Annotated in this window: 16 protein-coding genes; 4 read left to right on the forward strand and 12 right to left on the reverse strand. The window is 69.8% G+C overall.

Annotation, left to right across the window (positions count from 1 at the left end; all coding sequences use genetic code 11):
• Positions 1-2 precede the first annotated feature (2 nt).
• From QNO14_RS05965 to QNO14_RS05975, 3 genes are all read right to left on the reverse strand, one after another.
• A complete protein-coding gene (locus QNO14_RS05965; protein WP_257505943.1) occupies positions 3-554 on the reverse strand; it encodes an HdeD family acid-resistance protein in 552 nt (183 codons plus the stop codon).
• A gap of 89 nt (positions 555-643) precedes the next feature.
• Complete coding sequence (locus QNO14_RS05970; protein WP_257493632.1) at positions 644-1,564, reverse strand: AEC family transporter; 921 nt, start codon at positions 1,562-1,564, stop codon at positions 644-646.
• A 77-nt stretch (positions 1,565-1,641) separates the two neighbouring features.
• On the reverse strand, positions 1,642-2,229 hold the full coding sequence (locus QNO14_RS05975) for an N-acetyltransferase (RefSeq protein WP_257505945.1): 588 nt from the start codon (positions 2,227-2,229) through the stop codon (positions 1,642-1,644).
• 237 nt (positions 2,230-2,466) lie between these two features.
• On the opposite strand from QNO14_RS05975, the gene QNO14_RS05980 reads away from it, so the two are divergent.
• Both QNO14_RS05980 and QNO14_RS05985 read left to right on the forward strand, forming a co-directional pair.
• On the forward strand, positions 2,467-3,312 hold the full coding sequence (locus tag QNO14_RS05980; RefSeq protein ID WP_257506065.1) for an alpha/beta hydrolase: 846 nt from the start codon (positions 2,467-2,469) through the stop codon (positions 3,310-3,312).
• Positions 3,313-3,481: 169 nt separating this feature from the next.
• The gene (locus QNO14_RS05985) at positions 3,482-3,922 is read left to right on the forward strand and encodes a DoxX family protein (protein WP_257506066.1); all 441 of its coding nucleotides are present in this window, start codon (positions 3,482-3,484) and stop codon (positions 3,920-3,922) included.
• An 11-nt stretch (positions 3,923-3,933) separates the two neighbouring features.
• Here QNO14_RS05985 and QNO14_RS05990 read toward each other — a convergent pair whose 3' ends face one another.
• From QNO14_RS05990 to QNO14_RS06015, 6 genes are all read right to left on the reverse strand, one after another.
• The gene (locus QNO14_RS05990) at positions 3,934-4,245 is read right to left on the reverse strand and encodes a hypothetical protein (RefSeq protein ID WP_257505946.1); all 312 of its coding nucleotides are present in this window, start codon (positions 4,243-4,245) and stop codon (positions 3,934-3,936) included.
• Positions 4,246-4,293: 48 nt separating this feature from the next.
• Complete coding sequence (locus QNO14_RS05995; protein ID WP_257505952.1) at positions 4,294-4,503, reverse strand: hypothetical protein; 210 nt, start codon at positions 4,501-4,503, stop codon at positions 4,294-4,296.
• Between the two features lie 114 nt (positions 4,504-4,617).
• The gene (locus tag QNO14_RS06000) at positions 4,618-5,238 is read right to left on the reverse strand and encodes a hypothetical protein (RefSeq protein WP_257505953.1); all 621 of its coding nucleotides are present in this window, start codon (positions 5,236-5,238) and stop codon (positions 4,618-4,620) included.
• Between the two features lie 31 nt (positions 5,239-5,269).
• A complete protein-coding gene (locus tag QNO14_RS06005; protein ID WP_257505954.1) occupies positions 5,270-6,679 on the reverse strand; it encodes an HNH endonuclease signature motif containing protein in 1,410 nt (469 codons plus the stop codon).
• Positions 6,680-6,838: 159 nt separating this feature from the next.
• Positions 6,839-7,549: a purine-nucleoside phosphorylase gene (gene deoD, locus QNO14_RS06010; RefSeq protein ID WP_257505955.1), complete on the reverse strand. Its 711-nt coding sequence runs from the start codon at positions 7,547-7,549 to the stop codon at positions 6,839-6,841.
• A gap of 103 nt (positions 7,550-7,652) precedes the next feature.
• Positions 7,653-7,892 carry a hypothetical protein gene (locus QNO14_RS06015; protein ID WP_257505956.1) on the reverse strand — a complete coding sequence of 80 codons (240 nt, stop codon included), beginning with the start codon at positions 7,890-7,892 and terminating at the stop codon, positions 7,653-7,655.
• Between the two features lie 212 nt (positions 7,893-8,104).
• Between QNO14_RS06015 and QNO14_RS06020 the strand changes: the two genes are divergently transcribed.
• Complete coding sequence (locus QNO14_RS06020) at positions 8,105-9,208, forward strand: saccharopine dehydrogenase family protein (protein WP_257505957.1); 1,104 nt, start codon at positions 8,105-8,107, stop codon at positions 9,206-9,208.
• 82 nt (positions 9,209-9,290) lie between these two features.
• Here the strand turns inward: QNO14_RS06020 and QNO14_RS06025 are convergent, their stop codons facing one another.
• Complete coding sequence (locus tag QNO14_RS06025) at positions 9,291-10,034, reverse strand: formylglycine-generating enzyme family protein (RefSeq protein WP_257493620.1); 744 nt, start codon at positions 10,032-10,034, stop codon at positions 9,291-9,293.
• Between the two features lie 46 nt (positions 10,035-10,080).
• Positions 10,081-10,341, reverse strand: a complete 261-nt coding sequence (locus tag QNO14_RS06030; RefSeq protein ID WP_257493619.1) for a DUF6458 family protein — start codon at positions 10,339-10,341, stop codon at positions 10,081-10,083.
• Positions 10,342-10,461: 120 nt separating this feature from the next.
• On the opposite strand from QNO14_RS06030, the gene QNO14_RS06035 reads away from it, so the two are divergent.
• Complete coding sequence (locus QNO14_RS06035) at positions 10,462-11,022, forward strand: dihydrofolate reductase family protein (RefSeq protein ID WP_257505958.1); 561 nt, start codon at positions 10,462-10,464, stop codon at positions 11,020-11,022.
• On the opposite strand, the gene QNO14_RS06040 is transcribed toward QNO14_RS06035, so the two are convergent.
• Positions 11,004-11,774 (reverse strand): SGNH/GDSL hydrolase family protein, encoded by a 771-nt coding sequence (locus QNO14_RS06040; protein ID WP_257493617.1) that lies wholly within the window; start codon positions 11,772-11,774, stop codon positions 11,004-11,006. The two genes, QNO14_RS06035 and QNO14_RS06040, sit on opposite strands and share 19 nt — an antisense overlap.
• Position 11,775 lies beyond the last annotated feature (1 nt).

Here is an 11,775-nt window from a genome sequence, read left to right on the forward strand (position 1 = left end):
TGTCACTTTCCGAATGTGAAGGCGCGGATGACCTGCACCAGGCCCAGGATGACGGCCGAGATGCCGATGAGCAGCCAGAGCGTCAGCGCTCCCCACGATGGGGCGAACAGCAGGACGACGCCGGCGATGACGGAGAGGACCGCGTAGAAGATCGTCCACCCCCGCGAGGCAACCCACTCGAGGGTCGAGAGCGAGACGATGCCCTCGATGATCCACATGATGCCGACGAGCACGCCGATGAAGGTCCCGAACCAGGCCGTGGCCGCGGGGAGATTGATGAAGGCGACGATGCCGGCGACGATGAACAGCACCCCCAGCACGATGTGCCCGAGACGGGCCCACCCGCCCTTCTGGGCGCTGAAGATCCCGAGCCCCGCGTACACCAGGCCCGCAGCGACGGCGTAGATCGCGACCACCGCCACGACGACCATGGCTGTGCGGCCGGGCCAGACGAGGATGAGGATGCCGAGGATCAGTGCGAGCACGCCGCTGATGCCGAGGGCCGTGCGGATGCCGTTGAGCAACGGTCGGTCGATGGGGGTGTTGTAGGTCATCGTGCGTCCTTTCTGAGAAAATTCTGTGAGGACGGCGCCATTGTAGCCCTGCATCCGCGCGCGCGAACGGGGAACACGGCGGGGGAGTGCTAGCCCAGCAGCACCATGATGAGCAGCAGCACGGGGACGCATCCCACGGTCGTCAGGAAGATCGTGTCCCGCGAGATGGTCTCGCCGACGCCGTAATGCTGGGAGTACGTGAAGATGTTCTGCGCCGTCGGCAGCGCCGCAAGCACCGTGACGATGAGTGTGCCGTCCGGTGGCAGCTGGAAGACGTACGCCGCCGTCGCCCACGCGACCAGCGGCATGACCACCAGCTTCAAGGAGGTGGCGAGGATCACGTCCCGCCGGTGGCCGGCCGTGCCCAGCACCCGCTGACCGTAGAGCGACATGCCGTAGCCGATCAGCAGCACCGGCACGCACGCGTTGGCGATGAGCTGCGCGGGATCGAGGATGAGCGGCGGCAGGTCCCAGCCCGACAGCGACACCGCCACTCCGAGCACGGAACCGAGGACGATCGGGTTCGTCGCCGTGCGCTTGAGGATGCGGCGGGGGGAGCGCTGGCCAGTGGTTGCGGCATCCAGGATCGCCATCGAGATGGGCGTGAACACCAGCAGCTGCAGCAGGATCACGGGGGCGGGGAAGGCGGCGCTGCCGAGCAGATACAGCGACAGCGGAATGCCCATGTTGTTGGAGTTGACCTGTCCGGCCGAGAGCGCCGCGATCGTCGTCTCGGCGGTGGTGCGATGCCAGAGCAAGCGCGAGAAGAGGGCCTGCGCGGCGATCACCACCACCGCAGCGATCGCGGAGACCGGCAGGAGGGCCGAGAAAAGCGTCTGCACGTCGGCCTGGGCCAGCACAACGAAGAGCAGGAATGGAGACAGCACGAAGAACGTGAGTCGGTTGAGCACGTGGCGGCCGTGCGGACCGAGAAGGTCGACGCGGCCGATGATGTAGCCGACCAAGATCGCCACACCGATGACGACGAATCCGGTGGCGACATCCAGCACCCTCTGAGCCTAGAGGGCGACGCGGGGCGCGGCTCGTCGGGTCCCGGTGGTTGGCACGTGCCGGTAGACGGTCCGTGTCAGGGCAGTGCCGCCGGAATCGTCTTGCGCATGACGGTCTTGCTCTTGCCGATGTGGCGCTCGAAGACGAAGCCGGCCTTCTCGAACATCGCCCGGGTGCCGTTGTGCAGGAACGACGATGAGGTGCGCTTGCCCGGCGCGAGCTCATTGGGGAACGACACGACCTCGCCGCCGCCGGCCTGCGCGATCAGGTCAAGCGCACCGTCGAGGGCCTCGCGCGCCACGCCGGAACGTCGGTGGTCGCGGTCGACGAAGAAGCACGTGATGCGCCACGGTGCCGGCCGCGTCTCACCGGCGTCGTACTGCTTGCGGTGGTAGATGCCCGGCAACTCGGCGGGACTGCCGTACTGACACCAGGCGATAGCGTCGGCGCCGTCGAAGACCAGTGCCGCGTGCGCGATGCCTTCCGCCACGAGCCGCTTCTTGAAGGTCGGCCCGTCGTACTGATCCTTGACGGTGAGGTCGGTGTCGCCGTGGAAGTACGAGCACCAGCATCCGCCCCAGACGCCGTTGTGCTTCTCAGCGAGCGCCAGCCAGGCCGGATAGGTCTCGAGGGTGAGTGGCCTGACCGCGTGCGTCGTCGCCATGATCGCCTCCTCGTGTCGGTGATCATTCTGCGGCTCCTCGGGGCGGGTCTGCTACCCGCAACGCAGCGTTCCTGAAGCGCCGATAATGCACATTATGTCAATCCAGTGATCGTCGTCCGCCCCCCGTGGTGAAGTCGGACAGCAGGATTGCGGTCGATGTTCTGCATCGCGCCCTTCCTACGACGCCCCCTCCCCGTCAGCGAGAGGCTTCCGCCATGGCAGAGTCATGGCGTGCCGATGATGATGCCCTTTGTCCCGTTGCCTCTCGATCAGGCCGACGTCGATTACGCGTACGGTCCTGATTCCTTGGCGCGACGCGGCGTCCAGCCTGGCTCCATCGAGGAGATCCGTATCGACACGAGCACGAGATTCCCCGGAACGTCACGGACCGTATGGGTGCACCGGCCGGCCGGTTTGCCCACCTCCGCCGAGTGTGCCGTGATGTTCTTCAATGACGGTTGGTGGTATCTGGACCCCGACGGGGATGTCCGTGGCGCCACCGTTCTTGACAATCTTTCTGCGGCGGGCGAACTCCCGCCGATGGTCAGTGTGTTCGTTGACCCAGGGGTTCTCAACGTCGACGCTGTGCCGATGGAGCACCGCAACGCCGAGTACGACTCCTTCGGCGAGGCCTACGGCAGCTTCCTCCTCGAGGAGGTACTGCCCTTGATCGAGCACCGCTTCGCGGTCTCGCCGGACCCGATGATGCGCGGAATCTGCGGCGGGAGCAGCGGTGGCAACGCGGCCGTGACAGCTGCGTGGTGCCGCCCTGACGGAATCGGAAGGGTAATCGGGTTCAATGCAAGCTTCGCGCAAATGCCTGGCGGCAACCCCTTCCCCGCCTTGCTGAAGACCGAACCGCCCCGACCGACGAGGATCTTCCTGCACGCGGCTCACCGTGACCTGAACTGGAACGCTCCCCAGGACAACTGGTTCGCCGAGAACCTCGAAACAGCTGCGGCGCTCGCGCGCGCCGGATACGACTTTCGGCTCGTCGTAGGAGACGGCGGACACTCCCCCAATCACGGCGGCGTGCTGCTCCCCGACGCACTGCGCTGGCTCTGGGCTGGGGCCGCGCGCTGAGGGCGGTATGGAACGACGTCTCTCGCCGAGCCGCGTCCCACCGTATGTTGGGCGTACCAACACGGCACCGAGCGGATCGTGAGGTGATGACATGAACGCAGCGCGCCGTCGCGCAGATCGCGAGTCCGCGTCGCCCACGGGCGAGCGCCCGGGCACGAGCCTTCCGCGGATGATCGCCCGATGGATGCTGGGCGCCTTCCTCCTCTTCACCGGAGCCGGGCACCTCACCTTCGCGCGCGCGTCGTTCGTCGCGCAGGTTCCCGCGTGGCTCCCGCTGCCAGTCGATCTCGTGGTCCTCGCGTCTGGCGTCGTCGAGATCGCGCTCGGCCTCGCCCTGCTGGCGTGGGCGCGGCAACGTGCGCTGATCGGGTGGGTCACCGCGGCCTTCTTCGTCGCGATCTTCCCCGGAAACATCGAACAGTTCGTCAGCGGCACGGATGCCTTCGGGCTGGACACCGATCTCGCCCGCGGCATCCGCCTGCTCTTCCAGCCGCTACTCGTGATCTGGGCGCTCTGGTCCACCGGCGCGTGGCGAGCGTGGCGTGCCCGACGCGATCGACACGCCGCGTCCCCCGTCGATCGAACGGGCCGGGATGCGGACGGAGTTTGAGGGCCGGTCCCCTACGTCCGCCCCAGCTCGCGTCGGGCGGCCTTCAACGCTGACTCGTATGCGTCCTTCTGCTCCCGAGCCTCGGGTCGTTCGCGACGGATGCCATAGCCCTCGGCACCTGGTTCGGCGCCGAACCCCTCGGTCCGCCCGAGCGCCTCGATCGCGTCCACGGTCGAGGTCACTGCTCCCCTGGTTTGCGCGTCGGCGGCCAGAGCCCTGTTCGACTTGCGATAGCTGAGCACAGCGACGATCAGCGCGCCGACGCCGGTCAGGGCGCCCACCAAGGAGCCGATGCTCGAGATCCAGTCCGTCACCGAAGGCATGGCGCAACGATAGCGACCGCCGCTCGCGCGGGGTGACCCTTCATGCCGTTACCTTCGACCGCCCGTCCCACGCTCGTTGCCGTGCTTGTAGTTGCCGGTGACACGGGCCATCAGCTGCTGGGGATCCGACCGCTGGACGTCGTCAAGGAATCCGCTGGCAGCCGACTTGCGGAGCGTCGTCGCGTGCCGGCCGTTATGCCGGATCACAACCTGGTCGCCGCGCACCGTGAACTCGAAACCGCTCGGTCTCCCCGCCATGGCACAAGCATGCACCACGGAAACCTCGATCTCGCGCCTTTGCTGCCCAATCCGGCCACCGCACTGGCGGTGGGCGTCGGCGCGCCGACGCGGCCCACTCCCCTGCCGGCTCGGTCAGTCCCCCGCGCTCGGGGGCAGGACGTCCCGCTCCACGCGTACGGAGACGACGTCCAGCCGCGGATCGTTGTGGAGCTGTCGGAAGAGGGCTGGCTCGGCAGCCACGATGAGCGAGTCCGGAAACAGGCGGGTGCCCCAGGCGAGCCGGCCCGCGGCATCCCATGCGAACTCGGGCACCCGTCGACCCGCTACGACGTCCGAGGCGCGGAGGTCGTCTTCGAAGTACTCGCCGCCGAACACGCGACGCGACGTGCTGGTGCGGGCGGCTTCGCCGTAGCCGGTCCAGCGAAGGCATCGGAGCCTCATGTCACCGATCACACCGCGTAACGCAGCAGCGGTTTCTTCATCGAGCTCCCCCCTGCACGGGATCAGGTCGCGGACGGCGGGGTGCTCCGCGGCGATGCGGTCCGCGAGTTCGAACCAGCTGAGCGAAGCCGAGTGGTCCCCGAGCTCGGCGAAGCGGGACCACCGCACCGCATCGTCACCCTGCGGCCGGTGGAGATCGGTGAACGGCAGAAACAGCCGCAGCATCGGGAGTTCGCGGTGTGATCGCGGAACGAACTCTCGCGCGGCGCTGGGCGAGCCCTCGCGTGCCAGACCCGTGACATCGTCGTCCATGGTGGGAAAGTACCGTCTCGGGCGCCCGACCTCAGAACGGGGGTGGGTCTTCGGCGGCGGCCAGGGCGGTGAATTCGAGCACGCGTCTGGGGATGTCGAGGTGGATCCGGCCGGTTGGACTTGTCCATTCCAGGATGCCGTGAGGTTTCTGGATGACGTTCCACGCGCTGGCGTGCTTGAGGGTGTGGTGGCGGACGCAGAGGTTGGCGAGGTTGCACACGTCGGTGGGTCCGCCTCGCGCGTGGTCGAGGGTGTGGTCGTGGTCGCAGTAGTAGACGGGCCTTCGACACCCGGGGAACCGGCAGTGCTCATCCCGCGCGTCGAGGTGCCTGCGTTGTGCCCGGTTGGGCCGGTAGGTGTCGACGTGTTGCACGGCCCCGGTGGTGGGTGAGGTGAACACCCGCTCCCACAGGTCGGCGGTCCCGGCCAGGTGCCGGGCGGTGTCGGGGTCGATGGGCCCGTATCCGATGAGTTCGGCCGGTGCGGTGCCGTCGCCGGTGAGAGTGGCGGCGGGGATCACGATCTGCACGTGCGCGGTGATCGCCTGCCCGGCGGGGATGCTGCTCGAGGAGACGGGTGTGCTGGCGTGGCCGGTGAGCAGCAGGTCGGTGAGGATGTCGGCGCGGACCTGGTCGGTGGTGCGGGTATCGGTCACCCCGGGATCATTGTCGGCAGGTCGCTCGACCGCTGGGTGCGCCGGGGCGGTCGAGGCAGAGCCGGTGTCGTCTCCCGTCTCCGCGGTCGCACCGTCGCTGCCCGTCGGCTTCTCCGGCGCGGCGGCGCGCCGGGCGGCAATCACCTCGCGCGCGTGCTGGGTGAGCCGGTCGCGAATCGCGTACGCCAGCGCCGCCGGGAGCACCGCGGCGAGTTCCGCCATGCCGTCGTCGAGGTCTCGCACCCACACCCGCCGGCCGGCGGCGGCCTCGGCGTGGCGGTCGGCGAGGGGTACGGGGTGCAGTTTCTGCGCGATCATCGCGATGATCGGTTTCGCCCGCCCCGGCGTCTCCCGTTCGCAGACGACCAGGGCGGCTTGCTCGAACCGGACTCGCGCGTCGGGGTCGGTGATGTGGGCACCGGCATCCTGAATGATCCGCACGTGCGCCGTGTCGACCGCCCCGGCCCGCAGCGCCGCGACGGTCGCGGCGAACCCGGTCACCAGCACGGTCGCGTCATGCAGGCGGTCCTGGATCACCCGGTCGGAGCGGCGCATCACCGCGGCGACCTCGGCGGCCATCTCCCGCAGCGGCATCTCCCGCTCCCGGCCCGCACTGGAGGGCACGCGGGCGGTCTGCTCCGCCGCGATCGCATCCGCCCGCGCCAGCAACCCCAGCTCCTCGGCCTGCAGCGCCGCGATCCGCGAGCGGGTGCGTTCCAACTCCCCCAGCACCGCCCCACGCGACCGCGTATCGCGTCTCGTGGCGGCTGCCGGTGAACTGCTCATACCCGCAATTCTGCCGAGGGCCACCGACATCGGCCGCGCCTAAATCCCAGGCCAATCGCTAATTGTGGATAACTCTTGCCGGCATCCGCCTGTGGAGGAAACGGCGACGCCCCGAGCCCCGAGCCCGAAACCCCGAGCCCCGATCCGCCCCGCCAACCCTCAGCTCGTAGCCGCCCGCAGCGCGATGCGGATCATGTCCCCGAACGTCTGTTCACGCTCGTGGGCCGTCGTCTCCGCGCCGGTGACGAGATGGTCCGAGACGGTGCAGATGCTCAGCGCGCGCCGTCCGTAGTACGCGGCCAGGGTGTACAGGCCGCTCGTCTCCATCTCCACGCCGAGAACGCCGTGGCGCACCAGCGGCTCGGTCAGCTCCGCACGTGTCGTGTAGAACTGGTCGCTCGAGAAGAGGGGTCCGACGTGCACGGCGGATGCCGGCGGCTCTGCCTCGCTCGCAGCGACGGCGGCCCGCAGCAGACCGAAGTCCGCGACGGGGGCGTAGTCGAGTCCGTGGAAGCGCACCCGGTTGATCGCCGAATCGGTGCTGGCTCCGTTGGCGATGATGATGTCGCGCAGCGCGACCCGCTCGGTGAGCGCTCCGCACGACCCCACGCGCACGATCGTCTCCACGCCGTAGGACTCCATCAGCTCGTTGGCGTAGATCGCCATCGACGGCTGCCCCATCCCCGATCCCTGCACCGAGACGCGGTGCCCCTCCCACGTGCCGGTGAAGCCGAGCATCCCGCGCGTCTGCGAGTAGAGCTCGGCATCCTCCAGAAAGGTCTCGGCGATCCACTTCGCCCGCAGGGGGTCTCCGGGAAACAGCATGATGGGGGCGACCTGGCCGGGTTCGGCCGCGATGTGGGTACTCATCCGCTCACCGTAGCGAGTCGACCTGGACGCCCCGACAGAGCCGCGGATGCCACGCGAGCCCGTGCGCCGACCCGCAAGGACGTGTCGCGATCGCCCGGCCGGGTCAGGGCAGGTGGTCGGGGTCCAGCGGCGGCAGGCCGCGCGCGGCGGCTTCCCTGTCGTTCGCCGACCACACGTATGCCGCGACAGCGAACAGCGCTGCGGGGAAGACAGCGGCCACGACGAATACGGTGAGCCCCACCAGCGCGCCCTGGCTGTTGCCGATGCCGACGGCGGTAGTCCCCAGCCCTGTGAAGACAAGCACGACGATGAACAGCAGGCGCCTGCGATGGTCCCGGTTCATCGGCATCCCCTCGTCCACAGCCCCGACCGTCGCCACGCTACGCGGGTGCTGCGGTGTAGCGCGACCCGTCCGGGGCCTTCGGACGAGATTGTGGTCCACGACAGCCCCCGATCCGCGGCCGACGCTGGACTTCACCCACCGGAGCGGGCACGATTCCCGGAGGGCCGGACTCACGCCGCCGTCGTCTCGTGAGCCGCCGACGAGGAGGATCGATGTCGTCCAAGATCGTGGTTCTGGGAGCGACGGGATACACCGGGGCGCTCATCGTCGAGGCGCTGGTGCGCCGCGGTGAGCAGCCACTGCTCGCAGGCCGCGATGCCGGGAAGCTGTCGGCGCTGTCGGCGCGGCATGCAGACCTCCCGACGCAGACGGTGGATGCGACCGACGCCGCGGCCGTGCGCGCCCTGCTGGAACCGGGCGACGTGCTGATCACGACGGTCGGCCCCTTCGAGCGCCTCGGCTGGGCAGCCGCGGAGGCCGCCGTCGACGCCGGCGCGCACTACATCGACACCACCGGCGAGATCGGGTTCGTCCGTGAGCTGCAGCGCCGTCACCATGAGCGGGCGCGCGCCGCCGGCATCGCGATGCTGCCGGCGTTCGGCTACGACTACGTCCCGGGGATGCTGGCCGGCGCGCTGGCCCTGGAACGCGCCGGCGCCGCGGCGACCGCGGTGCGCATCGGGTACTTCGCGACCGGGTCGATGCGGGGCGGCATCAGCCGCGGCACGCGGGCCACGATGGCCGACGGCATGCTTCTCCCCACGGTGGTGTGCCGCGACGGTCAACTGCAGGAGGTGCGCACCGGCAGCCGCACGCAGCCTTTCCAGGTGCGCGGCGACGAGCGCACCGGCATCCTCGTCTCAGGAACCGAGGCGCTGTTCCTCCCCGTGCACTACCCCGGGGTGCAGACGGTGGAGGATTACAACGGCTGGTTCTCGGGCATGGCGCGGGTCATGCCGGTGGCTTCGCGTGTGCTCGGTGCTGTCGCCGCCATTCCCGGAGGCCGCCCGCTGATCGAGCGCCTCGCCGCCGCGGACGACGACGCCTCCCCCGGGCCCGACGAGCAGGAGCGCGCGCGCACCCGCAGTCACGTCGTCGCGATCGCTGCGGACCAGAACGAGGCCACACTGGCCGAAGTGCACCTGGAGGGGCCGAGCGCCTACAGTCTGACCGCGGAGCTCATGGCGAAGGCGGCGGAGTCGCTGCTGGACGGGCGCGTGAACGCCGCCGGGGTGGCCGGCCCCCTGCAGGCCTACGGCCTGTCCGGCCTCGAGAGCCTGTGCCGCGACGTGGGATTGGCGGAGATCGCGCGCTGACGCAGTCCAGGTGGCGGTTGTCGTCACGCAGCGCGGCACCGACCCGCAACGCGTGACACCCGAAGGCACCGAGGGGCCGCGCCTACCCCCGCGGCGTCCACCCCGGCGGCAGCGGCTCGTCCGTCAGCGCGCGCTCGCGGTCCGCAGCGGCGGACCAGCCCTGTGCGGCATCCACCGCGTCGAACCCGCCGCGCGCCAGCCGCAGGCCGACGTCGTCGTGGTGCATGCGCGGCGCGCCACCCCGGCGCGTCGACGCGCGCACGCTCCAGGCGTCGTCGGCGAACCCGCCGCCGCGGAAGACCCGGTAGTCGCCGTAGCGGGCGGGGTCGAGCAGGTCCCAGCACCACTCCCAGACGTTGCCGAGGGTGTCGAACAGTCCGTTGAGGTTCGGCAGCTTGCCGCCGACGTTCTGCGGCGTCGTGCAGCCGTCGGCCGCCGTCCACGCCACCTCGGGAAGCGGCCCGTAGTGCGGCCCGGTGGAGCCGGCGCGGCAGGCGAACTCCCACTCCGCCTCGGTGGGCAGGCGGTAGCCGTCGCTGTCGACATGCCACGTCACTTCTTCGCCCTCGAACGTGTAGGCGGGGTCGAGTCCCTCCCACTCGGATGCCGCGTTGCACAGCCGAACGGCGCGCAACCAGCTCAGATCGGTCGCGGGCCGTCGGGGATGGGGCGCCTGTTCCCCCAGCAGTTCGGCGACCTGTTCGCGGGTGACGGGGTACACCCCGATCTCGAACGGCTCGAGCTTCACCTTCCAGCGCCGCTCCCGCCGCGCGTCGTGGAGCATGACGGTGCCCCCGGCGATCCGTGCCATTTCGATGTCGCCCACAGGGGCACTCTAGTGGCGGTCGCGCGGGGGCACCTTTGGGGTGGGGTCAGAGGACGTCGTCGCCAGAGGTGCTCGTCGAGCGGCGCGTGACGCGCTCGCCGCCGACGGGGTCGACCGCCGTGCGCGACACGGTCTCGGTCGAGCGGCGACGCGCGAGCAGCACGATGCCGATGAGCAAGACCAGCGCCCCGGCGCCCATCAAGATGTAGCCGATCATGTCGAGGTTGACGAAGTCGATCTCGACGTTGACGGCGAAGACGAGGATCGCTCCGATGGCGAAGAGCGCGATTCCGGCTCCGATGCTCATGGCAGTTCCTTTCGGGTCAGGTGACTTCCGAATACTGGCCGAGGCGCTGCGGGAGCAAGGACTACTTGACACCGGCACCGGTGATGTGCCCTGCCGGGCCCGAGCGCTAGCGTTGCGCTCATGGCACGCGTGATCTTCTACACGGCGACGACCCTCGACGGGTACCTGGCGGACGAGTCGGATTCACTCGACTGGCTCTTCGCCGTGCCCGGCGGCGAGGGTGGGGATGCCGACTTCCACGGGTTCCTCGACGGCATCGGCGTGCTCGTTCAGGGCTCCGCGACCTACGAATGGGTGCTGCGGCACGAAGGCCTGCTGGACCACCCCGAGCGCTGGCCGACGTTCTACGGGCCGCGCCCGACATGGGTGTTCACCTCGCGCACCCTCCCCGATGTGCCCGGCGCCGATATCCGGTTCGCGTCCGGCCCGGTGTCCGCGGCCTGGCCACAGATCCGGGATGCGGCAGGCGACCTCGACGTCTGGGTCGTGGGCGGTGGAGATCTCGCCGGCCAGTTCGCCGACGCCGGACTGCTCGACGAGATCCGGGTGTCGGTCGCCCCGGCGACGCTGGGTGCCGGCAAGCCGCTCCTCCCCCGCCGCCTGGGCGCGGACCGGCTGACGCTGACCGACGTGCGCCGCAGCGGCCAGTTCGCCGAGCTGACCTACGCCGTGCGGGCGTGACCGGGGTCGATCGTCTCCCAGACGGCGTGCTTGGGCTGGCGTCCATCACCGGACGAGGTACCCGTGAGCCGGCGCCGCACCCAGGGACCCACGTGCGCGCGGTAATACGCCGCCCCGCTCAGGCCGGGCGCCGCAAGATCCGGCAGCGACCACCAGCCCTCGGGAACGGCGAGGCCGAGCGCCTCCAGCACGCGGGCGGCCACCCGGTGGTGACCGCGGCTGTTCATGTGCAGCCGGTCCTCTGACCAGTACGGCGGGGTCGACAGCTCCCGGTCGGGCCAGTTGAGCGCCCGGATGATGTCGGGCCGGTCCGCCACGCGCTGCACGACGGCCGCGGACAGCAGGTCGCCTCGGCGCTGGATCACGCGGCTGAGGGGAAGCTGACCCGACGGGTTCGCCCCCGACAGCAGGATGAGCTGCACGCCCTCCTCATCGCAGCGGCGGATCACGTGCGAGAAGGTGTCCACGACCCGGGAGACCGACGCCCGAGGCCGCAGGATGTCGTTGCCGCCGCCGTTGAACGACAGGTGCGTCGGCTTCAACGCGAGCGCCGGCTCCAGCTGCTCGGCCACGATCGGGTCGATCAGCTTGCCGCGGATGGCGAGGTTCGCGTATTCGACCGGCTCGCCCACGGCATCCGCCCAGCCCTGCGCGACGAGATCCGCCCACCCCCGCACCCGGCCGTCGGGCAGGTCGTCGCCCACCCCTTCGGTGAACGAATCGCCGATTGCGACGTAGCGTACGGATGCCATC

It is taken from the genome of Microbacterium sp. zg-Y625 (genome assembly GCF_030246925.1).
Taxonomy (GTDB): Bacteria; Actinomycetota; Actinomycetes; order Actinomycetales; family Microbacteriaceae; genus Microbacterium; species Microbacterium jiangjiandongii.

Coding starts and splice junctions, on each gene's coding strand:
- QNO14_RS05965 (WP_257505943.1), bottom strand. CDS start 554: ATGACCTACAACACCCCCATCGACCGACCGTTGCTCAACGGCATCCGC.
- QNO14_RS05975 (WP_257505945.1), bottom strand. CDS start 2,229: ATGGCGACGACGCACGCGGTCAGGCCACTCACCCTCGAGACCTATCCG.
- QNO14_RS05980 (WP_257506065.1), top strand. CDS start 2,467: ATGATGATGCCCTTTGTCCCGTTGCCTCTCGATCAGGCCGACGTCGAT.
- QNO14_RS05985 (WP_257506066.1), top strand. CDS start 3,482: ATGATCGCCCGATGGATGCTGGGCGCCTTCCTCCTCTTCACCGGAGCC.
- QNO14_RS05990 (WP_257505946.1), bottom strand. CDS start 4,245: ATGCCTTCGGTGACGGACTGGATCTCGAGCATCGGCTCCTTGGTGGGC.
- QNO14_RS05995 (WP_257505952.1), bottom strand. CDS start 4,503: ATGGCGGGGAGACCGAGCGGTTTCGAGTTCACGGTGCGCGGCGACCAG.
- QNO14_RS06000 (WP_257505953.1), bottom strand. CDS start 5,238: ATGGACGACGATGTCACGGGTCTGGCACGCGAGGGCTCGCCCAGCGCC.
- QNO14_RS06005 (WP_257505954.1), bottom strand. CDS start 6,679: ATGAGCAGTTCACCGGCAGCCGCCACGAGACGCGATACGCGGTCGCGT.
- deoD (WP_257505955.1), bottom strand. CDS start 7,549: ATGAGTACCCACATCGCGGCCGAACCCGGCCAGGTCGCCCCCATCATG.
- QNO14_RS06015 (WP_257505956.1), bottom strand. CDS start 7,892: ATGAACCGGGACCATCGCAGGCGCCTGCTGTTCATCGTCGTGCTTGTC.
- QNO14_RS06020 (WP_257505957.1), top strand. CDS start 8,105: ATGTCGTCCAAGATCGTGGTTCTGGGAGCGACGGGATACACCGGGGCG.
- QNO14_RS06030 (WP_257493619.1), bottom strand. CDS start 10,341: ATGAGCATCGGAGCCGGAATCGCGCTCTTCGCCATCGGAGCGATCCTC.
- QNO14_RS06035 (WP_257505958.1), top strand. CDS start 10,462: ATGGCACGCGTGATCTTCTACACGGCGACGACCCTCGACGGGTACCTG.
- QNO14_RS06040 (WP_257493617.1), bottom strand. CDS start 11,774: ATGGCATCCGTACGCTACGTCGCAATCGGCGATTCGTTCACCGAAGGG.